The 25,467-nt window shown below is 69.5% G+C and carries 21 protein-coding genes and 1 pseudogene; 10 read left to right on the plus strand and 12 right to left on the minus strand.

Going from position 1 to position 25,467, the window contains the following annotated elements:
* Positions 1 to 990: pseudogene (locus DAEP_RS0119430) on the minus strand (mechanosensitive ion channel family protein); the annotation flags it as partial.
* A 178-nt stretch (positions 991 to 1,168) separates the two neighbouring features.
* On the opposite strand from DAEP_RS0119430, the gene DAEP_RS0119435 reads away from it, so the two are divergent.
* The 3 genes from DAEP_RS0119435 to DAEP_RS23045 all read left to right on the plus strand — a co-directional run bounded on the left by DAEP_RS0119435 (position 1,169) and on the right by DAEP_RS23045 (position 5,490).
* Complete coding sequence (locus tag DAEP_RS0119435) at positions 1,169 to 1,420, plus strand: helix-turn-helix domain-containing protein (protein WP_027245850.1); 252 nt, start codon at positions 1,169 to 1,171, stop codon at positions 1,418 to 1,420.
* Positions 1,420 to 2,730 carry a type II toxin-antitoxin system HipA family toxin gene (locus DAEP_RS0119440; RefSeq protein WP_008558635.1) on the plus strand — a complete coding sequence of 437 codons (1,311 nt, stop codon included), beginning with the start codon at positions 1,420 to 1,422 and terminating at the stop codon, positions 2,728 to 2,730. The genes DAEP_RS0119435 and DAEP_RS0119440 overlap by 1 nt, the downstream gene beginning before the upstream one ends.
* A gap of 141 nt (positions 2,731 to 2,871) precedes the next feature.
* Positions 2,872 to 5,490 carry a cation-translocating P-type ATPase gene (locus DAEP_RS23045; RefSeq protein ID WP_036760898.1) on the plus strand — a complete coding sequence of 873 codons (2,619 nt, stop codon included), beginning with the start codon at positions 2,872 to 2,874 and terminating at the stop codon, positions 5,488 to 5,490.
* Between the two features lie 7 nt (positions 5,491 to 5,497).
* On the opposite strand, the gene DAEP_RS0119450 is transcribed toward DAEP_RS23045, so the two are convergent.
* From DAEP_RS0119450 to DAEP_RS23050, 6 genes are all read right to left on the minus strand, one after another.
* Entirely contained in the window at positions 5,498 to 6,343 is an 846-nt protein-coding gene (locus DAEP_RS0119450) for a universal stress protein (protein WP_027245851.1), read from the minus strand.
* 118 nt (positions 6,344 to 6,461) lie between these two features.
* Positions 6,462 to 6,896: a DUF4405 domain-containing protein gene (locus DAEP_RS0119455; RefSeq protein ID WP_051337469.1), complete on the minus strand. Its 435-nt coding sequence runs from the start codon at positions 6,894 to 6,896 to the stop codon at positions 6,462 to 6,464.
* Between the two features lie 93 nt (positions 6,897 to 6,989).
* On the minus strand, positions 6,990 to 8,093 hold the full coding sequence (locus tag DAEP_RS0119460; protein ID WP_027245853.1) for a Glu/Leu/Phe/Val family dehydrogenase: 1,104 nt from the start codon (positions 8,091 to 8,093) through the stop codon (positions 6,990 to 6,992).
* Between the two features lie 63 nt (positions 8,094 to 8,156).
* On the minus strand, positions 8,157 to 9,275 hold the full coding sequence (locus DAEP_RS0119465) for a dihydrolipoamide acetyltransferase family protein (protein WP_036760901.1): 1,119 nt from the start codon (positions 9,273 to 9,275) through the stop codon (positions 8,157 to 8,159).
* Positions 9,266 to 10,246 carry an alpha-ketoacid dehydrogenase subunit beta gene (locus DAEP_RS0119470; RefSeq protein ID WP_027245855.1) on the minus strand — a complete coding sequence of 327 codons (981 nt, stop codon included), beginning with the start codon at positions 10,244 to 10,246 and terminating at the stop codon, positions 9,266 to 9,268. Before DAEP_RS0119470 ends, DAEP_RS0119465 begins: the two co-directional genes overlap by 10 nt.
* Entirely contained in the window at positions 10,239 to 11,333 is a 1,095-nt protein-coding gene (locus tag DAEP_RS23050) for a thiamine pyrophosphate-dependent enzyme (protein ID WP_051337470.1), read from the minus strand. Before DAEP_RS23050 ends, DAEP_RS0119470 begins: the two co-directional genes overlap by 8 nt.
* 135 nt (positions 11,334 to 11,468) lie before the next feature.
* Here DAEP_RS23050 and DAEP_RS23055 point away from each other — a divergent pair, with 135 nt between their 5' ends.
* A complete protein-coding gene (locus DAEP_RS23055) occupies positions 11,469 to 12,995 on the plus strand; it encodes a bifunctional aminoglycoside phosphotransferase/ATP-binding protein (protein ID WP_036760903.1) in 1,527 nt (508 codons plus the stop codon).
* A gap of 104 nt (positions 12,996 to 13,099) precedes the next feature.
* On the plus strand, positions 13,100 to 13,507 hold the full coding sequence (locus DAEP_RS0119485) for a universal stress protein (RefSeq protein WP_008558683.1): 408 nt from the start codon (positions 13,100 to 13,102) through the stop codon (positions 13,505 to 13,507).
* On the opposite strand, the gene DAEP_RS0119490 is transcribed toward DAEP_RS0119485, so the two are convergent.
* Genes DAEP_RS0119490 through DAEP_RS0119500 form a run of 3 tightly spaced genes read right to left on the minus strand, consistent with a single transcriptional unit; the run spans position 13,504 to position 18,317 of the window.
* The gene (locus DAEP_RS0119490; RefSeq protein ID WP_027245856.1) at positions 13,504 to 14,628 is read right to left on the minus strand and encodes an ABC transporter permease; all 1,125 of its coding nucleotides are present in this window, start codon (positions 14,626 to 14,628) and stop codon (positions 13,504 to 13,506) included. The genes DAEP_RS0119485 and DAEP_RS0119490 overlap by 4 nt on opposite strands.
* A complete protein-coding gene (rbbA, locus tag DAEP_RS0119495; protein WP_027245857.1) occupies positions 14,629 to 17,325 on the minus strand; it encodes a ribosome-associated ATPase/putative transporter RbbA in 2,697 nt (898 codons plus the stop codon).
* A complete protein-coding gene (locus DAEP_RS0119500) occupies positions 17,322 to 18,317 on the minus strand; it encodes an HlyD family secretion protein (RefSeq protein ID WP_027245858.1) in 996 nt (331 codons plus the stop codon). Before DAEP_RS0119500 ends, rbbA begins: the two co-directional genes overlap by 4 nt.
* A gap of 248 nt (positions 18,318 to 18,565) precedes the next feature.
* Between DAEP_RS0119500 and DAEP_RS23060 the strand changes: the two genes are divergently transcribed.
* Genes DAEP_RS23060 through DAEP_RS0119520 form a run of 4 tightly spaced genes read left to right on the plus strand, consistent with a single transcriptional unit; the run spans position 18,566 to position 22,453 of the window.
* A complete protein-coding gene (locus DAEP_RS23060) occupies positions 18,566 to 19,834 on the plus strand; it encodes a sulfite oxidase (protein ID WP_084204475.1) in 1,269 nt (422 codons plus the stop codon).
* Positions 19,834 to 20,187, plus strand: a complete 354-nt coding sequence (locus DAEP_RS0119510; protein WP_027245859.1) for a hypothetical protein — start codon at positions 19,834 to 19,836, stop codon at positions 20,185 to 20,187. Before DAEP_RS23060 ends, DAEP_RS0119510 begins: the two co-directional genes overlap by 1 nt.
* Before the next feature lie 28 nt (positions 20,188 to 20,215).
* Positions 20,216 to 21,046 (plus strand): universal stress protein, encoded by an 831-nt coding sequence (locus DAEP_RS0119515; protein WP_027245860.1) that lies wholly within the window; start codon positions 20,216 to 20,218, stop codon positions 21,044 to 21,046.
* A 24-nt stretch (positions 21,047 to 21,070) separates the two neighbouring features.
* Positions 21,071 to 22,453, plus strand: a complete 1,383-nt coding sequence (locus DAEP_RS0119520; protein WP_027245861.1) for an MBL fold metallo-hydrolase RNA specificity domain-containing protein — start codon at positions 21,071 to 21,073, stop codon at positions 22,451 to 22,453.
* 51 nt (positions 22,454 to 22,504) lie between these two features.
* Here the strand turns inward: DAEP_RS0119520 and DAEP_RS0119525 are convergent, their stop codons facing one another.
* Positions 22,505 to 24,220 carry a SulP family inorganic anion transporter gene (locus tag DAEP_RS0119525; protein ID WP_027245862.1) on the minus strand — a complete coding sequence of 572 codons (1,716 nt, stop codon included), beginning with the start codon at positions 24,218 to 24,220 and terminating at the stop codon, positions 22,505 to 22,507.
* 243 nt (positions 24,221 to 24,463) lie between these two features.
* Here DAEP_RS0119525 and DAEP_RS0119530 point away from each other — a divergent pair, with 243 nt between their 5' ends.
* Complete coding sequence (locus tag DAEP_RS0119530; protein ID WP_027245863.1) at positions 24,464 to 24,991, plus strand: universal stress protein; 528 nt, start codon at positions 24,464 to 24,466, stop codon at positions 24,989 to 24,991.
* Between the two features lie 39 nt (positions 24,992 to 25,030).
* On the opposite strand, the gene DAEP_RS0119535 is transcribed toward DAEP_RS0119530, so the two are convergent.
* On the minus strand, positions 25,031 to 25,456 hold the full coding sequence (locus tag DAEP_RS0119535) for a DUF2267 domain-containing protein (RefSeq protein ID WP_008558646.1): 426 nt from the start codon (positions 25,454 to 25,456) through the stop codon (positions 25,031 to 25,033).
* Positions 25,457 to 25,467: the final 11 nt, after the last annotated feature.

The following is a 25,467-nucleotide window of genomic DNA, read 5'->3' on the forward strand; positions in this document are numbered from 1 at the left end:
GAGCCGGGTGGCCATGGTGCGCTTGTGATCCTCCTGGCGCTGGGTCAGGTCGGTATCGTCAAAGGACGTGAGCCGGTCCAGAACCGCCTCGACGCTGTTGATGGCGAGCCACAGGCCGGAGCCGGCCAGACCGAGCCATGCGAGCGGCGGCAGGATGGTGCTGATCTGGCCGGAAAACACAAAGGCATAGGAGCCGATCGCCAGCGCCACCAGCGTTGCGCTGCCGATACTGGCGGGGCCGCGGACCGACAGCAGGGTGTCGGTGACAACCTGATGCGAGACCTTGCGGGCGGCCCAGCCGGTGCCCTTCCACACCAGCCAGCCGGCGCCGGCCGAGAGCGCGAGCAGCAGCGGCAGGCCGAGAACCTCCCACCATTTGAAGCCGAAGGCGGCGTCTTCCTTGAGCGCGTCCGGCAGCATCTTTTCGAAGCGGCCCGGCCCGAAGCGGGCGAACAGGGCCGGGATGTTGCCGACGGTCTGGCGGGAGAACACCCAGACGGCGGCGCCGTCCTCCGGCTTGATGCGGTTCAGCCGGATCGCCACCGGGCGGTGGTCGAGCTCCAGCGTCCACAGCAGCAGCGACTTGCGCGGTTCCCCGGCCATGGCCTGATCGGAGGAGGCGCGCGCGTCCAGCCCGTCGGGCCGGTCGAGGATGATATCCCAGTCGATCACCGTCTTGCGGCTGATCACGGTTTCCAGCTGCCGCGCCAGTTCCGGACCGGCGGCCGGCTGCTGCGCCTCGGGAATGCCGGACAGGTCGAGCAGATGCGCGGCTTCGGCCCAGGCGTCTTCGCGGGCGGCGGCAATCAGGCTTTCGATAGCGGCGCGGGGGGTGTCGCGGTTGATCAGCGTGGAGGGCTGCGGCAGGCCCGTGTTCAGGCCGGAGACGCAATACCATCGGCTGCTGTCGCACCCGGTCTTGTCCTGCGCCGTCAGCGGCGCAGCGATCAGAAGCAAGGGAACCAGGAACCGCAGCAGCGTTTTTATCATGGCAGATCAACGCAGCGGGCCGGAGTTTGGTTCCGGCGGGGGCTCCGCCGCGCGGTATGATCTGGAGATCATTCTTCGGCTTTATGATCTTGACGGCATATTTCCTGTTTATGATCCGCAGTGCATATTGACGTATTATGATCCGAGGATCATATTCACAGGGAAAGGAGCCATCACCATGGATCAGATTGCCCGCACCCCCAAGGATATCGGCACCGCGCTGCGCAATGCGCGCAAGGCGCAGGGGCTGACCCAGGGCGAACTGGCGGCCCGCGCGGGCGTCTGGCAGCGCACGGTGTCCAGCATCGAGACCAGCAGCAGCGGCGCCAAGCTGGAGACGGTGTTCGACCTGCTGGCGGCGCTTGATCTGGAACTCCGCATCGCGCCGCGCAGCAAGATGAAGCCGGGCGAACTGGAGGATATCTTCTGATGGGGCGCAAGCGCACCTATGCGCCGCTGGATGTTTACATGAACGGCCGCAAGGCGGGGCAGTTCTGCCGCGGGCCGGACGGGGCGTTTGTCTTTGCCTATGCGCCGGAATGGCTGGCGTGGGAGAACGCGCTGCCGGTCTCGCGCTCCCTGCCGCTGCGCCCGGACCGCTATGCGGGGCCGCCGGTGATTGCGGTGTTCGACAACCTGCTGCCCGACAATGACAGCATCCGCCGCCGGGTGGCCGAACGGGTCGGCGCGGACGGGCTGGACGCCTACAGCCTGCTGGCGCGGATCGGGCGGGACTGCGTGGGGGCGCTGCAGTTCCTGCCCGAAGGCGAGCTGCCGCAGGACAGCGGCACGCTGACCGGCACGCCGCTGAGCGACGGCGAGATTGCCGCGCTGCTGCGCGATCTGGGCCGGACGCCGCTGGGGATCCGGCGGGAGCGGGATTTCCGGATTTCGGTTGCGGGCGCGCAGGAGAAGACCGCGCTGCTGTTTCACGGCGGCCAATGGATCGAGCCCTCGGGCACGACGCCGACCACGCATATCCTGAAGCCTGCGATCGGCACATTGCCCAATGGCATGGACCTGACCGACAGTATCGAGAACGAGCATTTCTGCCTGCGGCTGATGGCGGGGTTCGCTCTGCCGGTTGCGCGGACGGAGATTGCGGAGTTTGCGGGCACCAAGGCGCTGGTGATCGAACGCTTCGACCGTCTGCGGACGCGCGACGGGCGGCTGCTGCGGCTGCCGCAGGAGGACTGCTGCCAGGCGCTGTCGGTGCCGCCTTCACGCAAATACCAGAACGAGGGCGGCCCCGGCATCGCCGAGATCTGCGCCTTGCTTCAGGGCAGCGACGAGCCGCTGCGCGACCGGGCGCATTTCTTCAAGGCGGCGGTGCTGTTCTGGCTGATCGGGGCGACCGACGGCCATGCCAAGAACTTCAGCATTGCGCTGATGCCGGGCGGGCGGTTTACCATGACGCCGCTGTACGATGTGCTGACGGTGCAGCCCTCGCTGGAGGCCGGGCAGCTGCAGGCCAAGGACATGAAGCTGGCGATGCGGGCGGGCAAGAACCGGCATTACCGGGTGCCGGACATCATGGGGCGGCATTTTGCCGAGACCGGGCTGGCGGCGGGCTTTTCCCGCGCGCAGATCGCAGAGGTCTTCGGTCAGATCGCCGCGCAGGGGGAGGCGGCCTTTGCCGCTGCGCTGGCGGAGATGCCGGAAGGATTTCCCGAAGCCCTCGCGGCCTCGGTGAAGCGCGGGTTTGATCAGCGGCTGCCCCGGCTGCTGGCCGCGGTGTGAGGGGATGTTCGCGGGCGGGCATCAAACGCCGCATGGCCAAAGGCGCGGCAAACTCGGTAGCGTGACGTGGCAGTTGACAGAGGCGGCTGGCAGGGGAAGCTGAATTCAGCTGCCGGTGACCGGAGCCAGAGAGCAGAGCACATGGCAGAGACGCAACAGCAGGGCAGCGGCCCGGCCCTGACCGGGCTGACACAGCAGCAGGCGGAGGCCGCCCGCAAAACCCATGGCTGGAATGAGCTGCCAAGGCCCGGGCGGACCGGGCCGCTGGTGGTGTTCCTGCGCCAGTTCAGCAATTTCCTGGTGGTGATCCTGATCGTGGCCGGGATCATCGCCTTTACCCTCGGCGAATATGCCGACACGCTGGCGATCGGGCTGGTGATCGGGCTGAACGGGGTGCTGGGGTTCGTGCAGGAATGGCGGGCGGAGACCGCGCTGGAAAGCCTGCGCAACATGCTGTCGCCGCAGGCGCTGGTGCTGCGCGACGGGCGTGAGCGGCTGATCGCGGCGCGCGAGCTGGTGCCCGGCGATCTTGTCATCCTGGAGGCGGGCGCCCGCATCCCGGCCGATGCCGCCGTGCAGGAAGCCGCCGGGCTGCGGGTGGATGAAAGCGCCCTGACGGGCGAATCCGTGCCCATCGACAAGGCCCCGGGCGGCGATGCCGCCGCGGTCTATGCCGGGACTGTGGTGGCGGCCGGGCGGGCGCTGGCCGAGGTCACGGCGACCGGCGCGCAGACCGCCTTTGGCCAGATCGCCACGCTGACCGGATCGGTGGGTCTCAAGAAGACCAGCCTGCAGGTGCAGCTGGGCCGCCTGGCCCGGCAGCTGGGGTTTGCCGCGCTGGCGATTGCCGCCGCCATCCTGGGCCTTGGGCTCTATATGGGGCGCGGCGTTGCGGAGATGTTCATGACCGGCCTGTCGCTGTCGGTGGCGATGGTGCCCGAGGGGCTGCCTGCGGTGGTCACCATCACCCTGGCGCTGGGGGCGGCGGCGATGGTGCGCCAGCAGGCGCTGGCGCGCCGCCTGCAGGCGGTGGAGACGCTGGGCGCGGCCTCGGTCATCTGCACCGACAAGACCGGCACGCTGACCGAAAACAAGATGACGGTGACCCAGGTCTGGACCCTGGACCGCAGCTATCAGGTGACCGGAACCGGCTATGACCCGGCGGGCCATATCGCTTTTGAGGGCGCGGTGGTTGGCGCCCGGGACGATGCCGTTCTGGCAGCGCTGCTGGAAGCCGGGCTGACCTGCACCCATGCCAGCCTGCACCGCGAGGGCGGTCACTGGGAGATGACCGGCGCCCCGACCGAGGGGGCGCTGGTCACCCTCGGCTACAAGGGCTGGGCCGATCCGCCGCCGCCGGACACGGTGCTGGCGGAGATCCCGTTCAGCAGCGAGCGCAAGCGGATGAGCGTGCTGGTGCGCCGCGGCGGCGCGGCGAAGGTCCTGACCAAGGGCGCGCCGGAGCAGGTGCTGAGCATCTGCACTGAGGTGCTGACCCAGGACGGCCCGCGGAAGCTGGGCGCGCAGGAGGCGGCTGCCATCACCGCCGCCTACGAGGCGATGGCGGGGGAGGGGCTGCGGGTGATCGGCCTGGCCGAGGGCGCGGCGGACGGCGGGACCATCGCCGAAGAGGGCATGACCTTTCTGGGGCTGGCCGGCCTGATCGACCCGCCGCGGCCCGAGGTGCGGCCCGCGATCGGCGCCGCCCGCTCTGCCGGCATCCGGGTGATCATGATCACCGGCGACAGCCCGCTGACCGCGCAGGCGATTGCGGGCCAGCTGGGCCTGCCTGCCGCACGGACAGTCACCGGGGCGGAGCTGGAAACCCTGGACGAGGCGGCGCTGAGCCAGCTTTTGCGGGAAGAGGTGCTGTTTGCCCGCACCCGGCCCGCCCACAAGATGCGGATCGTGTCGGCGCTGCAGGACCAGCATCAGATCGTGGCGATGACGGGCGACGGCGTGAATGACGCTCCGGCGCTGAAGAAGGCCGACATTGGCGTCTCGATGGGGGTGCGGGGGACGGATGTGGCCAAGGATGCCTCTGACCTGGTGCTGCTGGACGACAATTTCGCCACCATCGTGCGGGCCATCGGCGAGGGGCGGCGGCAGTTCACCAATGTGCGCAAGTTCGTGCGCTATCTGCTGTCCTCGAACGCCGGGGAGGTGATTGCGCTCTTGATCAATATCCTGATCGGCGGGCCGCTGATTTTCCTCGCGACCCAGATTTTGTGGATGAACCTTGTCACCGACGGGGTGACGGCGGTGGCGCTGGGGCTGGAGAAGGGCGAGCCGGACCAGATGGAGCACCCGCCGCGCGCGAAGGACACGCCGATCCTGGGCCGGGCCGGCATTGCGACCATTCTGGCGCTGGGGCTTTATACCGGCCTGGCCAGCCTGTGGCTGTTCCTGCATCTGCTGGACGGCAACGAGGATCTGGCCCGCACCGCCGCCTTCACCGCCATGGTGGTGTTTGAGAAGGCCAGCGTCTTTGCCTTCCGCTCGCTGCATCTGCCGTGCTGGCGGATCGGCTTTTTCAGCAACCCGTTCCTGCTGGCCGCGCTGGCGGTGACCATCGGGGCGCAGGTGGCGGCGGTGTACTGGCCGCCGCTGCAGGCGCTGCTGCACACGGTGCCGCTGGGCAGCGGCGAATGGATGCTGATCGGCCTCCTGGTGCTGCCGATCCTGCTGGTGCCGGAGATCCTCAAGACGCTGTGGCACCTCAGAACCCGCCGCAGCCGCGCGGTGCCCGCGGCGGCCTGACACCGGTCTAATGCGCCAGCAGAACCGGCAGCTCTGCCTGTTCGATCATGGTTCTGGTGGTGCCGCCAAAGACCGCCTCGCGCAGGCGGGAGTGGCCGTAGGCGCCCATGACGACGAGGCCGGCCCCGGCCTCTTTGGCGCGCGACTGGATGAAGCGGCCGATCTCGGCCCCGCTGTCGGGATACTGCGAGACGGTGACAGTGCAGCCGTGGTGGCTGAGCCAGGCCGCGGCATCGGTGCCCGGATCCTCGCCGTCGCGCTGTTCGGTGATGTCGGGATCGAAGCAGCCGATGATGACCTCGCGGGCCTTGCGCAAGTAGGGCAGGGCGGCATGGGCCGCACGGGAGGCGGCCAGGCTGCTGTTCCAGGCCAGAAAGACGCGCTCATAGGCTGCAAACGGGCTGCCGTTCAGGATCACCGGCGCGGGCGATTGGAACAGCGCGCCGTGCAGGGCGTCGCGGAACACCTCGCCGTCGTGCCCCAGCCCCGCTGCCATCTGCACGATATCGCAGGTCTTGGCGCGCTGCGCCGCGTGCAGCCGCATCTCGGCGCCGGTGCAGACCGCGTATTGCGCATCCCCGGCGCAGCCGCAGCGCGACAGCATCTCCGCGATCGCGGCAGCCCGCGATTGCGCGGCGGTGCGGGCCGTGTTGAGGCGGTCGATCCAATCTTCGGGCATCGCCGCCGAGGCAAAGGCACTGGTGCCGAGGATGAAATAGGGGCGGCCGGGCAGCTTATCCAGCAGCAGGCAGGCCAGATAGGCCTGCTCGTCCCGGGCTGCCTCTGCGGCGGCGGCCACCGCCGCGTCGGGGGTGTCTTTTCCGAGTGTAAACAGCACTGTTCTGCGTTGCATTGCGGGCCTCCGGACGCTGGGACGCGGCAGGCGGGCAGGCGCGCCGCCTGCATCAGTAGATCACGTCCGCACCGGGATGCCATGATCCTGATCAATCCGGCGCGGCGGCGCGGCAGGGTCAGCGGGCCCAGAACACATGCTTGAAGTATCCGTTCAGGTCGAGCAGCCAACTGGCGGGCGGCAGCTGCAAAAGGGTCAGCACGGCCAGCGCGAGAACCGCCGCAAGCGCGATCAGCGCCTCGGTGCGGTGGCCCTGAGGCGCGGTTCCGCTGCCCCAGAGCAGGGACTTGAACACCGGCAGATGCAGCGCTGCGTGCCACAGGGAGAAGCCTGTAAACAGCACCGCCAGGACGATGTGCAGATCGCTCCAGCCCTGCCGGTCCAGCCCCAGAGCCTGCCAGCCGGTGGCGCTGGAAATCCTGCCCTTGGGCGCGAACAGCAAAAGACCGCCGCTGAGGAGAATGGCAGCGAAGGAGAAGGTCACGCCAAAGACGGCCAGGGCCCGGGCTGTGAGCCTGCCCTTAATGTGAGGGGGTGCATCGGTGTTGGACATGTCGGGGCCTCCGGTCGGGTCAGCCGGAGTCTATCCCGGGAGAGAGGGGAGCGCTTTGATCCAGATAAGTCCGGGGCAGGGGCGGGCGGCGGATCACCGCCTGCGGAAGCCCATCGCCCTGCTGATCCGGCGGCGGGCCAGCGCCAGCGCGGCGGTGCGCGGCAGGGTGCCGTCCTGCGCGGCCAGCGCCAGCACCTCTGCCGTGTTGGCAAAGACGCGGCTGGAGATGGTTTCAAAGGCAGCGCTTTCGGACAGGCCGCGCAGCTCCATCGCGGCGCAGATCACGCCGCCGGCGTTGGCGATGAAATCCGGCACCACGGTGATCCCGCGCGCGTGGAGGCGCTGTTCGGCCTCTTCGGTGGCGGGGATGTTGGCCCCCTCCAGCACCAGGCGGGCGCGGATGGCATCGGCATTGCCGGCGCGGATGGCATCCGGGCGCGCGGCGGGCACCAGAATATCGCAATCCGCCGTGATGACGGCGCTGCTGTCCGCCGCTGCGGCGCCGGGATAGGCGGCGACGCTTTCACCGCCGGCTTTGACAGCATCAAGCCGCGCGGGGTCCAGCCCGTCCGGCAGCAGCGCCCCGCCGCGCGAATCCGCGACCGCGACGATCCGTGCCCCGGCGGCCGCAAACCGGTGCGCGCACCAGCGCCCGACTGCGCCGTAGCCCTGGATGGCGACGCGCGCCCCCTTGAGGGAGAGGATTCCGGCCGCCTCTGCCGCACGGGCCGCCGCAAGAAGGCCATGCGCGGTGGCGCCGGTTTCGTCCAGCGGGATGCCGCCCAGCTCCCGCGGCAGGCCGACGGCGCGGGTGCCTTCGTCGCGGATCCAGGCCATGGCGGTTTCGTCGGTGCCCATGTCGGGGCCTGGGATATAGCTGCCGGTGGTGCGGATGGCGCGGGCGAAGGCGCGGATCAGCCGCTCCTTGTCCGCCGACGGCATCCCGGGGTCCGCGGCGATCACCGATTTTCCGCCGCCATGCGGCAGGCCCGCGGCGGCGTTCTTGAGCGTCATCGCCCGGGCCAGCCGGGCGCATTCGCGGGCGGTCACGTCCGGCGCCATCCGGCAGCCGCCGATGGCGGGGCCTGCGGCGGTGTTGTCCACCACCACAATCGCGCGCAGGCCGCTGTGCGGGCCGGTCAGCTCGATGAGCTGCTCGGGCCCCAGATCATCCGCATAGGCAAAGCGTTCTGTCATCGTCTCCCCCGGTTCTCGGTGTCCCGTTTTCGGTGTTCAGTGTCCGGTGTCCGGCGCCTGCCCTCAGTCCGGGCGTTCCAGATCGGCAATTGCGGCGGCCAGGAACCGTGCCGCCTCGCCGCCGGTGACGGCGCGGTGGTCGAAGGTGAGCGACAGGGGCAGCACCCGCTGCCGCTCCGGCCCCTCTGGCCCCCAGGCGGCGGCATCGAAGATCCGCCCCGCCCCCAGGATCGCCACCTGCGGCGGCCGCACCACCAGGGTGGCATGGCGGCCGCCGAGCGGGCCGAAATTGGACAGGGTCAGCGTCGCCCCCGCCTGATCCGCGGCCTGCAGCCGCCGCTGGCGCGCGGCGCCGGTCAGCCGCTGCACTTCGCGCTGCAGGGCAGCGGTATCGGTCTGCCCGGCATCGCGCAGCACCGGCACGTAAAGCCCCGCGGCGGTGTCCACGGCGATCCCCAGGTCAACTGTGCGGTGCAGCTCGCGGATCTGGGTTCCGGCGTCGTACCAGGCGTTCAGCGCCGGTTCCGCCGCCGCCGCCGCGGCCGCCGCCCGCACCAGCCGCAGCAGCACGCCGGGGCCGGTCCATGCGGTGACCGCCGCCTGGTCGTGCAGCGTGGCGGGCACCACCTGCGCCCCGGCCTCGGCCATCCGGCGCGCCATGGCACGGCGCTGTTCGGACAGGAGTTCGCCTTCTTCCGGGGGGATCAGCGCCTCGACATCGGCGCGGGTGATGGTGCCGCCGGGACCGCTGCCGGCGACACCGGACAGCGCCAGCCCGTGCCGGGCAGCCAGCGCCCGCGCGGCCGGCATGGCCCGGGGCGGCGGCGGGCGCACGCGGCCTGCCGGGCCTGCCGCCGCCGGAGCGGGCGCGGCCAGCGTTTCGGACTGGGACGCGGCGGCTGCGTTCAGATCGCCGACGACCGCGCCGCGGTCCGGCCTTGCGCCGGTGTCGAAATCCGCCAGCGGCGCGCCCACCTGGATCAGGCTGCCGGGCTGCACGAACTGCTTGACCAGCGTGCCCGGCCAGGGCGCCGGGATCTCCACCACGGCCTTGTCGGTCTCCACCGACACCAGCGGCTGCTCTGCCACCACGCGGTCGCCGGGCGCGGCGTGCCATTCCAGCAGTTCAGCCTCCTCCAGCCCTTCGCCCAAATCGGGCAGGACAAAGCGTTTCAGTGCCATGACATCACCTCGCGGGCGGCAGCGGTGATTTGGGCGGCGCCGGGCAGGTAGAGGTGTTCGAGCCGGGCCAGCGGCGGGATGATGTCAGGTGCGGCAACCCGGCGCACCGGAGCCAGCAGCGCCTCCAGCGCCTGCTCGGCGATGCAGGCAGCAATCTCGGCGCCAAAGCCGCCGGTGCGCGGGGCCTCGTGCACGATCACGCAGCGCCCGGTCTTGCGGACAGAGGCGAGAACCGCGGGCGCGTCATAGGGTTTCAGCGTCGCCAGGTCGAGGATTTCCGCCGAAATGCCGCCCTCCGCCAGATCCTGCGCCGCCTCCTGGCATTCCTTGACCGAAGCGCCCCAGGTCACGAGGGTCAGGTCGCGGCCCTGCCGCAGCAGGCTGGCCCGGCCGAGGGGCAGCCCGGCGCCGTCCTCCGCCACCTCCTGGCGGCTGGCGCGGTAGAGGCGCTTGGGCTCGAAAAACACCACCGGGTCCGGGTCGCGGATCGCCGACAGCAGCAGGCCATAGGCCTGCGCGGGCGAGGAGGGGATCACCACCTTCAGCCCCGGGATATGGGCAAACAGCGCCTCGATGCTTTCGGAGTGATGCTCCGGCGCGCGGACCCCCGCGCCGTAGGGCGCGCGCAGCACCAGCGGGCAGGTCAGCCGGCCTCGGGTGCGGTTGCGCATCCGCGCCGCGTGATTGGCGATCTGGTCCAGGGCCGGGTGGATGAAGCCCTGGAACTGGATCTCCGCAACCGGGCGGAAGCCCTGCACCGCCAGCCCCACTGCCGCCCCGGCAAGGCCCGCCTCGGACAAGGGCGTGTCGCGCACCCGGTCCCGCCCGAACCGCTGCCACAGGCCCTCGGTGGCGCGGAACACGCCGCCGTCGGGGCCGATGTCCTCGCCCAGCAGCAGCACGGCGGGATCGTCCTCCATCGCGCGGGCGAGGGCGGCGCGCACCGCTTCGACCAGGGTCATCTCAGCCATCGCGGGCCTCCGCCGGTTGCGCGGGGATCGGCGGCACAGCGCCCGCCAGCCCGGCATAGAGATAATCCGCAACCGCCGTGTCCGGCTGCGGCGGCGTCGCCAGATAGGCTTCGGCGGCGGCTTCGACCTCGGACCCGATCTCGGCCTTCAGCGCCTCCTCCTCCTGCCGGGTCCAGCCGTGTGCGTCCTGCAGGTGCTTGCGCAGGCGGCGCAGCGGTTCCGCCGCCCAGTGCCTGCTGACCTCGGCGTCGTCGCGGTAGCGGGCGGCATCGTCGGCGGTGGTGTGGTCGGACAGCCGGTAGGAGATGCATTCGATCACGCTGGCGCCGCCGCCGCTGCGGGCGCGCGCCAGAGCGCGTTCCACTGCGTCCCGCACCGCGATCACGTCGCAGCCGTCGGCCTGTTCGCCCGGCAGCCCGGCGGCGACCGCCTTTTGCGCCAGGGCCGCGGCTGCGGTCTGGCTGCTGAGCGGCACCGATATGGCCCATTGGTTGTTGTTGATCACAAACACCGCCGGCAGGGTCCACACGCCGGCCATGTTCAGCGCCTCGTGGAAATCCCCGCGCGAGGTCGAGCCGTCGCCGCCAACCGCCACCGCGCAGCGCGCCTCGCCCCTGAGCTGGAAGGCCAGCGCCACCCCCACGGCCTGGGGGTACTGGGTGCTGACCGGCACGCAGACCGGGAAATCCTGCCGCGGACCGGCGAAATCCGAGCCGCGCTCATCGCCGCCCCAGTAGAGCAGCGATTCCTCCATCCGCACGCCGCGCCAGAATTGCGCCCCCTGTTCGCGGAAGGACGGCAGCAGCACATCCTCGGGCCGCATCGCGGCGGCAATGCCGACGGCGGCGGCCTCCTGCCCCAGCGAGGACGCGAAGGTGCCCAGCCGCCCGGTGCGCTGAAGGGCGACGGCCTTCTTGTCGAACAGGCGCGTGCGCAGCATCCCGGCATAGAGCGCGGTCAGCTCTGTCCGCTGTTTGGCGAAATCCGGCAAGCAGCCCTGCACCGTCCCCTGCGCGGACAGATACCGGGTGAAGGGGATTGCGGCCAGCCCGGCCGCTGTGCCGTGCTGGTCAGCATTCTGCGGCATTGCGGCATTCCTGCAAGTGTAGTGCCGCTTATAAAATTAGGCCGGCGGCGCGCACTGTCCACGCCCGCGGCGCGGCTTGACCTTGCTCAAGGCGGCGCGGCGGCGGGGCTGCTAGGCTTTCTTGGGGGTGAGGCGATGCAACCGGATGAAACCCAGCAGGCAGAAGTGGTGGCCTTTCTGAGCGAGCCGTCGGTGCACGGGGCGGAGGCGCCCGTCGAGGTGATCACGACCCATTCCGCGCATGTGTTCCTGACCGGCAGCCAGGCGTTCAAGATCAAGCGGGCGGTGCGCTACAGCTATCTGGATTTCTCCTCGCTGGCGGCGCGCAAGGCGGTGCTGGAGCGTGAGCTGGCGCTGAATGCCCCGGCAGCGCCCGAGATCTATGACAGCGTGATCGCGGTCACGCGGGAGCCGTCGGGGCGGCTGGCCCTGGATGGCGCGGGAACGGCGGCCGAATACGTCCTGCGGATGCGCCGGTTCCCGCGGGAGGCGGAGCTGAGCCATATTGCCGATCGCGGCGGGCTGACGGTTGATCTGGCCGGACGGCTGGGCACTGCGGTGGCCGCCTATCACGCGGAGGCGGCGCGGCGCGGCGCCGGCGGGGACGCCCTGATCGGGGAAATCGTGGAGGAACTGCGGGAGGCGCTTGGCGGCATGGAGGAAGTGCTGGGCCGCGGCCGGGTGGACGCCTTCCTGGAGGCCGCCGGGCGGGCCTTTGCAGCGGCAGCGCCGTTGCTGTCGCAACGGGCCGGGGCGGGGCTGGTGCGGCGCTGCCACGGCGATCTGCACCTGCGGAACCTGGTGCTGATCGGCGGCCGGGTGGTGCCCTTTGACGCGCTGGAGTTCGATGAGCGGCTGGGCACCTGCGACGTGTTCTATGATTTCGCCTTTCTGCTGATGGATCTGCTGCACCGGGGCGCGGCGGCGCAGGCAAATGCGGCGCTGAACAGCTATTTGCGGGCGACGGGGGATTTCGGCGGGCTGGCTGCACTGCCGCTGTTCATGGCGCTGCGGGCCGCGATCCGGGCGATGGTGACGGTGCAGGGGATGGCCGGGAGCGGCAGCGAAGCGGCTGCCGGGGAGGCCCGCAGCTATCTGGATCTGGCGGCAGACTGCCTTGCCGCCGCGCCGCCGCGGCTGGTGGCCGTGGGCGGGCTGTCGGGCACCGGCAAGACCACGGTTGCCGCGCGCGTCGCGCCGCTGCTGCGGCCCGCGCCCGGCGCAGTGCATCTGCGCAGCGATGTGGAGCGCAAGGCGCTTTTGGGTGCCGCGCCGCTGGATCGGCTGCCCGCCGCGGGCTATGGCCCGGACGTGACCGCCAGGGTCTATGCCCGTCTGCTGGAGCTGGCGGAGCAGGCCCTGCGCGCCGGCCACAGCGTCATTCTGGATGCGACCTTTCTGGAGGCGGAGTTCCGCGACCGGGCGCAGGCGCTGGCGGACCGGCTGCGGGTTCCGTTCGCGGGGATCTGGCTGCAGGGCGACCCGGCGGTGCTGGAACAGCGGATCGCTGCGCGCACAGGCGATGCCTCGGATGCCGACGCGCAGGTGCTGCGGGCGCAGCTGAAGCGCGCCGCGGACCCCGCAGGCTGGACCCGGATCGCCTGCGGCGGCGAAGCCGGTGAGGTGGCCGGGCTGGTCGAGGCCGCGCTGGGTAAGGCGTGACCGGGCGCAGACCGCAGGACAGGCCCCAAGCCGCCGTATGACTCCAATCAATGCAGCGCCGCCTTCGCCGGGGTAGCCTGAAGCCAGCATTAAGGAGGACCGCGATGTACAAGAATATCCTTGTCCCGATTGCCCCGGACCACAGCGCCGATACCGCTGCTGCGATGGAGGCCGCCCGGCTGCTGGCGGGCAGCGATGGCAGCATCACCGCGCTGACCGTGGCCGAAGCCATTCCCGGCTATGTGGTGCAGCAGCTGCCGGAGGGTCTGCTGGAACATACCCATGACGAGATGCTGGCGTCGCTCAAGGCCGATCTGGGCGGGGTGAAAGACGTCAAGGCGGTGGTTGTCACCGGCCATGCCGGACGCGCGATTACCGATTACGCCGACCAGCATGGCGCCGATTGCATCGTCATCGCGTCGCACCGGCCCGGGCTGCAGGATTACTTCCTGGGATCGACGGCGGCGCGGGTGGTGCGCCACGCCGCCTGCACCGTGGTTGTGATCCGCTAGCTGTCCTGCGCCACCGAGCGGCGGAACAGCAAGAGGCTGGTGGCCAGCAGCGCCGCGCCCAGCAGCGCCATCCACAGGAATTCCGGCCAGACGGTTTCAAAGCCTGCGCCCTTGAACACGATGGCCTGGCTGGCGGACATGTAATGGCGCGACGGCAGGAGCGTGGTGGCGGCCTGCAGCCAGCCGGGCTGGCTTTCGACCGGGGTTTCGCCGCCCGACAGCATCAGCATCGGCAGGATCGTCAGCATCACCAGCAGCGCAAACTGCGCCATGGAGCGCGCGACCGTCGCCAGAAACACCCCCAGCGCGGTGGCGGTGAACAGAAACAGCGCCGTGCCGCAGAGGAACAGGATCTTGGACCCGGCGATGCTGATGCCCAGAAAACCCTGCATCACAAACGCCAGCGACAGCGCGGCCGCAACCAGCACCACCGCGGCGTTGGCCCAGATCTTGGCCACCGCGATGTCAAACGGCGACAGCGGCATCGCCAGCAGATGCTCGATGGTGCCGTGCTCGCGCTCGCGGATCATCGCGGCACCGGTCAGGATCGTGGTCAGCCACATGATCTGGCCGATCAGCGCGTTGATGCCGGAAAAGCGCACGGTGTCGCGGTTCGGGTTGAAGGCGCTGCGGATGATGATGCCCAGGGTCTGCGGCGCGGCCAGATCGGCGCCGATGGCAAAGCGGCGGATTTCGGTGCTGAGAATGCTGGTGATGTAATGCACGCCGATGCCCGCCTGCTCCATCGCGGTGGCGTCGATCAGCACCTGGATTTCCGGCACCCGGGCGGCGCGCAGGTCCTTTTCAAAGCCGGGCGGCACCGCCACCACGAACAGGAAGTCGCCCGCATCCATCCGCGCGGCGCCGGTGCCGGGGGCGATCTGCACCACCGGCTGGAATTCCGGCGGAAAGAACGCCTCCGCCAGTTTGCGCGACAGGGGCGAGTTGTCCTCGTCCGCGAAGGCAATCGAGGCGTTGTTGACCGAGGTGGCCACGCCCGTCGCCTCCAGCACCGGCGACAGGCTGAAGGACCAGACCAGAAGCGCCATCATGACCCAGTCGCGGCGCAGGCTCATCATCTCCTTGAGGCCGAGCCAGAATATCCGGGACAGCCGCTGCATCTACTTCTCCTGCGCGCGCAGCGACAGCGCGGCCAGCAGGGTGAACACCGGGCCGAAGCAGGCCAGCGCCAGAATGTCGGGCAGCAGCGCCTCCCAGCCCAGCCCCTTGGTGAAGGCGCCCACGTTCAGATGCAGGAAATAGGAGGACGGCCACAGCGAGCCGATGGTCTGGGCGCCGCCCTCCAGCGTCGAGACCGGCTGCAGCAGGCCGGAGAACTGGATCGTCGGCACAACCGAGGCGATGGCGGTGGCAAAGGTGGCCGCCACCTGGCTGGAGGTCATGGTGGCGATCAGCATCCCGTAGGAGGTGGCGGCCCAGACATAAAGCAGCGCGCCAAGGGCCAAGGGCAGCGGGTCGCCCTTGAGCGGCACCCCGAAGACCACGATGGTCATCGCCGCCAGCAGCAGGAAGTTGGCATAGGCGATCACGATATAGGGGATCTGCTTGCCGATCAGGAATTCGAGCCGGGTGGTGGGCGTGACGTAGAAATTGACGACCGAGCCCAGCTCCTTTTCCCGCGCGACACTGACCGCCATCAGCACCGCGGGCAGCATGATCAGCAGGATCGCGGGCATCGCAGGCGCCATGGCGGCGATGCTCTCAAAGCTCTGGTTGTAGCGGAACCGCGGCTCTATCCGGGCGATTTCGGGCTGGCGGACACCGCTGGCGGCGGCCTGAGCGCTCAGGAAGGACTGATGCAGCCCGGCGGCGTAGCCCTCGACCGTTTCGCCCTTGAAGGGGATGGCGCCATCGACGATCGCCAACACCTCCGCCGGTTCACCGGCGCGCAGCTTGCGCCCGAAATCGGGCGGCAGCTCAACCACCAGCGACACCTCGCCCGAGACCAGCCGGCTGCGGCCCTCGGCGGCGCTGGCCAGCGGCGGGGTGGGGCGGAAGTAGCGGGAGCCGGAGATTTCCGCCAGGTAGGCGCGGCTTTCGGGGCTTTGCGACAGGTCGAGCGCGGCATAGTCCAGCTCGTCGATGTCCAGCGAAATGCCGAAGCAGAACACCAGCATCAGGATCACCGAGCCGAGGAAGGCAAAGGCCAGGCGCACATGGTCGCGCAGCACCTCCACCGTTTCGCGCCGCGCATAGGCCAGGGCGCGCCCGAGGCCGCCGCCCGTGCTGGCGCGGGCGGCCTGCACGCCGGTCACCGGCGCGGCGACCGGGGCAGGGGGATCGGCGGCCTTGAGGATGGAAATAAACGCCTCCTCCAGGCTGTCTGCCGCCTCGGCGGCCATCAGGTCTTCGGGGGTGCCTTCGGCCAGAACCTTGCCCGCATGCATGAAGGACACCCGGTCGCAGCGTTCCGCCTCGCCCATGAAGTGGGTGGAGACGAAGATCGTCACGCCCTCGTTGCGCGACAGCTCAACCAGCAATGCCCAGAACATGTCGCGCGCCTCCGGATCGACGCCGGAGGTCGGCTCGTCCAGGATCAGCACCCGCGGGCGGTGGATCACCGCAACCGCCAGCGACAGTCGCTGCTTGATGCCCAGCGGCAGGGCGGCGGCGAGGGTGGTGCTGTGCGCCGCAAGGCCAAAGCGCCGGGTCAGTTCCGCAACCCGCGCCTCGCGGTCTTTGATCCCGAAAATGCGGGCGTGAAGCTGCAGGTTCTGCTGCACGCTCAACTCGCCATAGAGCGAAAACGCCTGGCTCATATAGCCGATCTCGCGGCGCAGCGCGCGGTTGCGGGCGTCAACCGGCTTGCCGAACAGCTGCGCTGTGCCGGAGCTGATCGGCAAAAGGCCGGTCAGCATCTTCATGGTGGTCGACTTGCCGCAGCCGTTGGAGCCCAGAAAGCCGAAGATCTCGCCCCGCCCGATGGTGAAATCGACGCTGTCCACCGCGACGAAATCGCCGAAGCGCCGGGTCAGCCCGCGGGCGGTGATCACCGGCTCGGGACTGACCCGGTGCGCGGGCGCTGCGACCTCGATCGCCAGCGGCTCCCCATGCGCCCGCAACTGCCGGTAGGCGGTTTCCAGGTCGGGCGCGGCGCCTCTCAGCGCCTCCGGCGGGCCCTGGAACAGCACCCGCCCCGCGTCCATGGCGACGATCCAGTCGAAACTCTGCGCCTCCTCCATGTAGGCGGTCGAAACCAGCACCGAGAGGCCGGGGCTTTGGTTGCGGATGGCGCTGACCAGCGCCCAGAACTGGCGGCGCGACAGCGGATCGACGCCGGTGGTCGGCTCATCCAGCACCAGCAGCTTGGGGTCGTGGATCAGGGCGCAGCACAGGCCCAGCTTCTGTTTCATGCCGCCAGACAGCCTGCCCATCAGCCGGTCCGCGAAAGGCGCCAGCCCGGTGGCTGAGAGCAGCGCCGCAATGCGGATCTCGCGTTCTTCCTCGCCCTGGCCGAAGAGGCGCGAGAAAAACTCCAGGTTCTCCCGCACCGACAGTTCCGGGTAGAGGTTGCGGCCCAGCCCCTGCGGCATGAAGGCAATGGCGGAGCAGACCCGGCGCCGGTGGGCGGCGTTGCCGATCGGGCCGCCCAGCACGTCTATCGACCCGGACTGCAGTTTCTTGGCGCCGGTGATCAGGCCCAGAAGGGTGGACTTGCCAACCCCGTCGGGGCCGATGAACCCCACCAGCCGGCCCGGCGGCAGATCCAGCGTGACCGTGTCCAGGGCGGTCAGCTTGCGGTAGCGGTGGCTCACCTGCGCGATGCGGATGCCGGGAGGGCCTGCCGCGGCGGTCATTCGAACAGCTCAGGCGGGATGCGCCGGTCCAGCGCTTCGGGCCAGGGCTGGTCCGGGTCCAGCCGGATCACCGCCACGCCGCGCAGGCCGGTCTTCACATGCTCGATCCGCGCCGCCACCAGATCCTGCGGGATGCGCACGCGGACGCGGAACACAAGCTGCTCGCGCTCGCTCAGGGTTTCGACCTGCTTGGGGGTGAACTGGGCCTCGGGCGAGACAAAGGTGACGGTTGCCGGAATGGCGTAATCGGGCAGCGCATCCAGCACGATGCGGGCCTCGGCGCCGATCGGCAGAAGCCCGGCCTCGCGGGCGGGCAGGAACACCTCCATATAGATGTTCTCAAGGCTCAAGAGCGTCAGGATCGGCCCGCCGGCGCCCACCACCTCGCCCGGCTCCGCCAGCCGGTACAGGACCCGGCCCGGCATCGGCGCGGTCAGGGTGCTGTCCTCGATCTGCGCCGCGATCCGGCGCACCTCGGCCTCCGCCGCGGCGATCCCGGCGTCGGCGGTGGCGACCCGCGCCCGCGCCGCGCCCAGCACCGCTTCGGCCACCGAATGGGCGGTGTCGCGCTCCTCAAAGACAGTCTCAGAGATGTTGTGCCCGGCCAAGAGCGCGGTGGCGCGCTCCAGCTCATGCTCGGCGCGGCGGTGCTCACTCTGGCGCTGCACCACCAGCGCCTCCGCCTCGGCCTTGGTCTGGCGCGCCAGCGCGGCTTCGGCCCTGGCCCGGTCATGCGCCGCCGACAGCTCATCGGTGTCCATCACCACCAGAACGTCGCCCGCCGCAACCAGGCTGCCCTCTGCCGCCATGACCCGCGCCACCCGGCCGGCCCTGGCGGGGGCGATCTCCACCTGTTCGGCCTCGATCCGGCCATTGCCCTGCACAAAGCCGCCCGGCAGCTCCGCGCCATTTCCGGAAACGTAAAAATACATTGCGGCGCCCGCCAGCAGCACAGCTGCCGCGGCAAATACCGCGCCTGTCTTCTTTTGCATCGCCAAGCGCCCGGTCCTTCACACCATCCGCCAAGCTTAGGCCGATCCCCGGCGGGATGACTTGTTCTGGATCAAGCCCCCTCAAGCGCGGCACCGCACGCGGGCCGCCCCTTAACCGCAGTCAATGCGCCTGCGCCAGGCGCGTGGTCAAATGGCCGCATCAGCTTCCAGCGGAGGCCGGTCCGGCCGGCAGGTCCGCAAGCCACGGCCCGGCACCGGTGGGGCCTGCAAGCAAAGGGAATGGCAACATGGCTTCGAAGGACAATTCGAACGGCAAGGCGGCCCCCGCAGCCGCGCAGGCAAAGGCCGAACCCGGCCCCGGCCGCCGCCGGTTCCTGAAAACCGCGGGGCTTGCGGGCCTCGGCGCCGCAGCGGGGCTGGCGGTTCCGTTTCACCGGAACCTGCCGCAGGGGTTCTTTCCCGCCGCGATGGCCAGCGAAAACGGCCTGGCGGGCAAGGAGGGGCTGACGCTGCTGAACGACCGGCCGCTGAATGCCGAAACCCCGCCGGAGCTGCTGGATGATCCGGTCACCCCGACGGCGCGGCACTTCATCCGCAACAACGGGCTGGCCCCCGACGACACCAGCGCGGAGGGCTGGACACTGACGGTCGACGGCTTCGCCGACAGCCCGCTGGAGCTGTCCATAGCCGATCTCAGGGACCGGTTCGAGGTGGTCACCCTGGCGCTGGCGCTGGAATGCGGCGGCAACGGGCGCGCCTTCTTCGATCCGCCCGCCAGCGGCAACCAGTGGACCTATGGCGCGGTGGCCTGCTCGGAATGGACCGGGGTGCGGCTGCGCGATGTGCTGCAGGCGGCGGGGGTGCAGGACAACGTGGTCTATACCGCGCATTACGGCGCCGACACCCATCTGTCGGGCGATCCGGACAAGCTGCCGATCTCGCGCGGGCTGCCGATCGCCAAGGCGCTGACGGACACCGTGCTGATCGCCTTCCAGATGAACGGCGCCGATCTGCACCCGATGAACGGCGCGCCGCTGCGGCTGGTGGTGCCGGGCTGGCCCGGCTCCTGCTCGCAGAAATGGCTGACCCGGATCGAGCTGCGCGACCAGGTGCATGACGGGCCGAAGATGACCGGCACCTCCTACCGCGTGCCCGCCTATCCGGTCGCGCCCGGCGACGACGTGCCCGAGGAGGATTTCCGCATCATCGAGCGGATGCCGGTGAAATCGCTGATCACCTTCCCTGCCAATGGCGCCGCGTCCGGGATGGAAACGGAGGTGCGCGGCCACGCCTGGTCCGGCGACCGCACGGTGGAGAGGCTGGATATCTCCTATGACTTCGGGGCCAGCTGGCAGGCGGCGGAACTCGACCCGCCCGTCAACGATGGCGCCTGGCAGAACTGGCGCGCAACGGTGCGCTTCCCGGTGGCCGGCTATTACGAGATCTGGGCCCGCGCCACCGACAGCGAGGGGGAGATGCAGCGGTTCGCCATCGACTGGAATCCCAAGGGGTATCTGAACAACCGGATGCACCGCGTCGGCCTGCGGGCCGGCTGATGCCGGGGCAGGGCGCATCCCGCACCGCCGCCCGCCCGGCACGCCTGCGGCTGGCTGCCTGGGCCGCCGCAGGCTGCGCGCTGGCGGCGGTGCCGGGCACCGCGGACGAGGCGGAATTCGGCCAGCTGGTCGCGGAGGAGGGGGCAGAGGAGACCTTTTACGCCTGCACCGCCTGCCATTCCGAGATGATCATCGCCCAGCAGGGCAAGACCCGCGCGGGCTGGGCGGATCTGCTGGACTGGATGGTCGAGGAGCAGGGCATGGCCGAACTGGACCCTGCCGAGCGCGACGTCATCCTCGATTACCTCGCCGCGCATTACAACACGGACCGGCCGAACTTTCCGCGCCGGTAAGACACCTATCACAGCAAGGAGTAATCCGATGACGATCAAGTCCCTGGCGGTTGCGCTGTTTTCGGCTGAAGACGCGCAGCAGCTCATGCCCTTTGCCGCGGATATGGCCAGCCGCAGCGGCGCCCATCTGACCGGCGTGATGCCCCTTGAAGCACAGGTGCCCTTTGCCGGAACCGAGGGCGGCCTGGTCAGCTATGGCGCGGCCTATGTGCCCGAATGGCAGCAGGCCGAGGCGGACGCTGCCGCCGATACCTTTGAAGCGGCGGCGGCGGGGCGCGATTTTCCCTATGATCTGCGGCAGCAGCCGCTGGGCAGCCAGAGCGCCGAGGAGTTCCTGCTCGACAACGTGGCCGCCGCGGATCTGGTGATCGCGGCGCAATGCCCGCCGCAGCGCGCCAGGTACAGCCAGCGCCAGCTGCAGGAGCAGCTGATCCGCCGCTCGGGCCGCCCGGTGCTGGTCCTGCCCCAAGGCTGGACCCCGGCCCCCGTCGGCGCGCATATCCTGATCGGCTGGAGCAACACCCGCGAAGCCGTGCGCGCCGCCCATGACGCCCGCGCCCTGGCGCAGCCGGGGGCTGCCCTGTCCATCCTTCACGTCGGCGACGGCAGCGACGGGCTGACCTGCCGCGAGGACATGGCGGCCGCCTTTGACCGGCACGGCCACCCGGTGACGCTGATCAACCGCGAACGCACCGCGCAGGACACCGGGACCATGCTGCTGAAGGTGGCGGTGGAATGCGGCGCCGACATGCTGGCCGCCGGCGCCTTCGGGCATTCCTGGGCCTATGATTTCGTGATCGGCGCCGCCACCCGCGAGCTCCTGGCCCATGCGAAACTGCCGGTCCTGTTCTCCAGGTAAGCCACCGCAAGAGGGGAGGCCGCCATGCCGCCGCCAGACAGTGCCAGGCTGCGTTTCCTCGGGGCCGCGGGAACGGTCACCGGCTCGCGCTACCTGATCGAGGCCGGGCGGCACCGGGTGCTGGTCGATTGCGGGCTGTACCAGGGCTATAAGCAGCTGAGGCGGCGCAACCGCAAGCCGTTCCCGGTGCGCCCCGGTTCGATCACCGCCATTCTGCTGACCCATGCCCATCTGGATCATTCCGGCTATCTGCCCGCGCTGATCCGTTCGGGCTGCCAGGCGCCGGTCTATTGCACGCCGCCGACCCGCGACCTGTGCGGGCTGCTGCTGCCCGACAGCGGCCGCCTGCAGGAGGAGGAGGCCCAGCACGCCCGGCGCAAGGGCTATTCCCGGCACAAGCGGCCCAGCCCGCTGTACACCGAACAGGACGCCCGCGCCGCCCTGCGCCGGTTCAAGACGCATCCCTTCGGGGTGCCGCTGGACCTTGGCGGCGGCCTGAGTGCGGAGTTCATCCGCGCGGGCCACCTGCTGGGGGCGGCGCAGATCCGCGTCAGCATCGGCGGCAAGACGGTGCATTTCAGCGGCGATCTGGGCCAGGACCGCGACCCGCTGATGCCGCCGCCGGAACCCTTCCCCGGCGCCGATGTTCTGGTCTGCGAGTCGACCTATGGCGACCGCCTGCACCCCGCCGTCTCCCCCGAGGATGAGCTGGCGGGCATCCTGGCCCCGTTCCTGAAGCAAAAGGGCATCGTGCTGATCCCCGCCTTTGCGGTCGGGCGCGCCCAGGGCATCACCTATCATCTGTCGCGCCTGATGGCCGCTGGCCGGATCCCGCGGGTTCCGGTGTTCCTGGACAGCCCGATGGCGTCGGATGCCACCGATATCTATCTCCGCCACTGCGCCGAGCACCGCATCCCCCGGCAGGACTGCGCCGCCGTCTTCCAGCTGCCGGCCCGGACCAATTCGGTGGCCGAGTCCAGAGAGCTGAACACGCTGGAGGGGCCGATGGTCATCCTGTCGGCCAGCGGCATGATCACCGGCGGGCGCATCCTGCATCACGTGGTGAACTTCGGCGGCAGCCTGCGCACCATGATCGTGCTGTCGGGCTATCAGGCGGGCGGCACCCGCGGCGCCTCGCTGGCGGCGGGGGAGCGGCGGCTGCGCATCTTCGGCAAGGACCACGTGATCCGCGCCCGCGTCGCCCAGCTTGAAACATTCTCGGGCCATGCCGACGCCGATGAGCTGCTGCGCTGGATGGCGGCCGGCCCGGCGCCTGCCATGACCTATCTCACCCATGGCGAAACGGAGGCCGCAGATACGCTCAGGCGGCGCATCTCGCATGAGCTGCACCGCCGCGCCCGGGTGCCCGAGCATCTGGAAGCGATCCGCATCGGCAACCCGGCATGACCCCGGCGCATGTCTTGCCGGGTGCCGCCCAAGGTGTTGCGCAGGGAGCCGTCACGCCGCTGCCGAAAGCTCCTGCCAGGCGTGGAATTGCGACAGGTAGACCCGCCCGTTCAGCTCATCCAGGAAATGCGTCTTCTCCAGCCGGTCCATCACCGGGCCCTTGACCTCGGACAGGTGCAGGCCGATCCCCTGCTCCTTCAGCCGCTGATTGATCGCCTCCAGGTTCTCCAGCGCGGAATAGTCGATTTCATTGACCGCCGAGCACATCAGCACCACGTGGCGCAGATCCTTGTCGCGGGCCAGCCGGTCAAGCACCAGGTTCTCCAGAAACCGCGCATTCACGAAATACAGGCTCTCGTCGATCCGAAGGCTCAGAAGGCCGGGACAGGTCTCCACCTTGTGGCGGTGGATATTGCGGAAATGCTCGGTGCCGGGCACCCGGCCCACCTCAGCCACATGCGGGCGCGAGGTCTTGTAGAGATGCAGCAGCAGCGACGTGATCACGCCGGCGGACACCCCGGCCTCGACGCCCAGGCCCAGGGTCATCAGCAGCGTCGCCGCCACTGCCGTGAAATCCGCCTTGGAATACCCCCACGTCCGTTTCAGGATCGAGAAATCGACCAGGCTCAGCACCGCGACGATGATCGTCGCGGCCAGCGTCGCCTTGGGCAGGAAATAGACCAGCGGGGTCAGGAACAGGGCCGCGATGGCCAGGCCGATGGCGGTGAATGCGCCGGCCGCCGGGGTTTCGGCCCCGGCGTCGTAATTCACCACCGACCGGGCAAATCCGCCGGTCACCGGAAAGCCGCCGGTGAACGCAGCCCCGAGATTCGCCGCCCCGAGGCCGATCAGCTCCTGATCGGGGTCGATGCGCTGCCGCTTGCGGGCGGCGAGCGTCTGCGCCACCGAGACGGATTCGACAAACCCGATCACCGAAATCAGCAGCGCCGGAACCAGCAGCGTGTTCAGCAGGTCCAGCGAGAACGAGGGCAGCGTCAGCGGCGGCAGGCTTTGCGGGACCTCGCCGACGATGGCGACTCCCTGGGTTTGCAGCCCGTAGGCCTGGACCGCCACCGTGGTGGCGACCACTGCACCAACCGGTCCCGCCTTGACGGCGATATCTGCCAGCCCCGGCGGCAGGCCAAGCCGCAGCAGCAGCGGCTTCAGCCCCTTGCGCACCCAGAACAGAAAGGCAATCGCCGCGGCGCCGATCAGCAGGGTCAGCCAATTGGTCTCAGCCGCATGGGCGGCCAGCGAGACCGCCATTTCCGGCAGCGTGTGGCCCCGCGCAGGCACCCCGAGAATGTGCTTCAGCTGGCTGGCCGCAATCAGAACGCCCGAGGCGGTGATGAACCCCGCAATCACCGGATGGCTCAGGAAATTTGCCAGAAACCCCAGCCGCAGCAGACCCATCGCAAGCAGCATCACGCCCGACAGCAGGGCCAGCGACAGGGCCGCCAGCGCATATCCCATGGTGCCCTGTTCGGCCACTTGCCCGACCGCCACAGCCGTCATCAGCGACACCACCGCCACCGGCCCCACCGCCAGCACCCGCGAGGTTCCAAACACAGCGTAAAGCAGGATCGGAACGATCGAGGCATAGATCCCGGCTTCCGGCGGCAGCCCGGCCAGCAGCGCATAGGCCAGGGATTGCGGTATCAGCATGATCGTGACGATCACCGCCGCGATCAGGTCGCTGGACATCTGGGCACCGGTATAGGAACGGCCCCAGTCCAGAATGGGCAGGTATCGCACCAATGGGCTCATCAGTGTGCTCTCCTCGGGAAAGACGGATCAGGCCGGGCACCCGGCGCGCTGTGGTGGAGCATGGCACTTTAGTGAACATGGCAAGGAAGGCAACGGGCCTTGGCGGGCTGCGCTGAGATGTCCTGCGCGGCGGGCCGCTGCCGCGCTCTGGAGCTGGCTGCGGGGGGTTGACGCGAGGCAATGCGGCCCGCCCGGTGCCGGATTACATTTTCCGGGAATCGCTTGGAGAACAGGGGGCTGGCCATGACTGACAGAATTCTTGCTGCCACGGACGGATCGCACGCCGGAAACCGCGCGGTGGACTTTGCCGCCAGGCTGTCGGACAGGCTCGGCCACGGCCTCAGCATCGTGCACGTCTACCTGCACGGGCGCCCGCCCGCAGAGATGATGCGGCTCGCCGAGACAGAACAGCTCTACGCGCATGTGGCGGCGGCGCAGAACCTGACGCCCCGCGGCCAGCCCGCCAACTTTCTGGGGCTGTTTGCCAGCGCGGCAGAGGAGCATGAGAAGGCGAACGCGATCCTGGCGGTGGGCGAGACGATCCTCGACTGGGCAGAGCAGCGCGCCCGGGATGCGGGCGCGCGGGACGTGGTGACCCACCTTTGCGCCGGCGATTACGCGGACGCCATTCTGAAAACCGCCGATACCGAGAACGCCGCGATGATCGTCATCGGCCGGCGCGGTCTGGGCATGGTGCGCGAGATCCTGCTGGGCAGCGTCTCCCAGAAGGTCCTGCACCACGCGGCCTGCACCGTGATTGTCACCCAGTGATTGTCGCCCGGTAGCCCGGCAGCTTGGCCCGCGCGCCGCCTAATCCCAAAGGTCGCGGATCGGCTTGCGCATGGCGTTTTTCACCTGGTCGAACTCCCCTTTGGAGACGTGGCGGCGCAGCAGGTCGAACACCGCCGCCACCGCGCGTTCGGGGTCGTCCAGCGGATCCTTGTCAAAGCGCGCCTCGATGCGGGCCAGCAGGTCTTTCTTGCTGCGGGGCTTGGCCGGCGTCTTGGACGGGTCCCAGCCGGCATAGAACACGCCGCGCACCAGAACCGGCAGCTGCGCCGCCAGGTCGGCGGCTTCGTCCACCGACAGGAAATCGCGGATCGCATGCAGCGTTTCGTGCAGCAGCAGATAGGCCCTGGACTTGTCGGGCCATTCAAGATCCTCGCAGAGCTGGTTCAGCCATTCGGCAAAAACCTGCGGCGCATGATCCAGCGCCTTGATACCCGTGGTCGCCATCGTCTTCCCTC

Source organism: Leisingera daeponensis DSM 23529 (assembly GCF_000473145.1).
Lineage (GTDB): Bacteria > Pseudomonadota > Alphaproteobacteria > Rhodobacterales > Rhodobacteraceae > Leisingera > Leisingera daeponensis.

Coding starts and splice junctions, on each gene's coding strand:
- DAEP_RS0119465 (WP_036760901.1), bottom strand. CDS start 9,275: ATGGCACTGAAACGCTTTGTCCTGCCCGATTTGGGCGAAGGGCTGGAG.
- DAEP_RS0119435 (WP_027245850.1), top strand. CDS start 1,169: ATGGATCAGATTGCCCGCACCCCCAAGGATATCGGCACCGCGCTGCGC.
- DAEP_RS0119485 (WP_008558683.1), top strand. CDS start 13,100: ATGTACAAGAATATCCTTGTCCCGATTGCCCCGGACCACAGCGCCGAT.
- DAEP_RS23055 (WP_036760903.1), top strand. CDS start 11,469: ATGCAACCGGATGAAACCCAGCAGGCAGAAGTGGTGGCCTTTCTGAGC.
- DAEP_RS0119535 (WP_008558646.1), bottom strand. CDS start 25,456: ATGGCGACCACGGGTATCAAGGCGCTGGATCATGCGCCGCAGGTTTTT.
- DAEP_RS0119520 (WP_027245861.1), top strand. CDS start 21,071: ATGCCGCCGCCAGACAGTGCCAGGCTGCGTTTCCTCGGGGCCGCGGGA.
- DAEP_RS0119440 (WP_008558635.1), top strand. CDS start 1,420: ATGGGGCGCAAGCGCACCTATGCGCCGCTGGATGTTTACATGAACGGC.
- DAEP_RS0119500 (WP_027245858.1), bottom strand. CDS start 18,317: ATGCAAAAGAAGACAGGCGCGGTATTTGCCGCGGCAGCTGTGCTGCTG.
- DAEP_RS0119490 (WP_027245856.1), bottom strand. CDS start 14,628: ATGCAGCGGCTGTCCCGGATATTCTGGCTCGGCCTCAAGGAGATGATG.
- DAEP_RS23060 (WP_084204475.1), top strand. CDS start 18,566: ATGGCTTCGAAGGACAATTCGAACGGCAAGGCGGCCCCCGCAGCCGCG.
- rbbA (WP_027245857.1), bottom strand. CDS start 17,325: ATGACCGCCGCGGCAGGCCCTCCCGGCATCCGCATCGCGCAGGTGAGC.
- DAEP_RS23045 (WP_036760898.1), top strand. CDS start 2,872: ATGGCAGAGACGCAACAGCAGGGCAGCGGCCCGGCCCTGACCGGGCTG.
- DAEP_RS0119515 (WP_027245860.1), top strand. CDS start 20,216: ATGACGATCAAGTCCCTGGCGGTTGCGCTGTTTTCGGCTGAAGACGCG.
- DAEP_RS0119455 (WP_051337469.1), bottom strand. CDS start 6,896: ATGTCCAACACCGATGCACCCCCTCACATTAAGGGCAGGCTCACAGCC.
- DAEP_RS0119525 (WP_027245862.1), bottom strand. CDS start 24,220: ATGAGCCCATTGGTGCGATACCTGCCCATTCTGGACTGGGGCCGTTCC.
- DAEP_RS23050 (WP_051337470.1), bottom strand. CDS start 11,333: ATGCCGCAGAATGCTGACCAGCACGGCACAGCGGCCGGGCTGGCCGCA.
- DAEP_RS0119470 (WP_027245855.1), bottom strand. CDS start 10,246: ATGGCTGAGATGACCCTGGTCGAAGCGGTGCGCGCCGCCCTCGCCCGC.
- DAEP_RS0119510 (WP_027245859.1), top strand. CDS start 19,834: ATGCCGGGGCAGGGCGCATCCCGCACCGCCGCCCGCCCGGCACGCCTG.
- DAEP_RS0119530 (WP_027245863.1), top strand. CDS start 24,464: ATGACTGACAGAATTCTTGCTGCCACGGACGGATCGCACGCCGGAAAC.
- DAEP_RS0119450 (WP_027245851.1), bottom strand. CDS start 6,343: ATGCAACGCAGAACAGTGCTGTTTACACTCGGAAAAGACACCCCCGAC.
- DAEP_RS0119460 (WP_027245853.1), bottom strand. CDS start 8,093: ATGACAGAACGCTTTGCCTATGCGGATGATCTGGGGCCCGAGCAGCTC.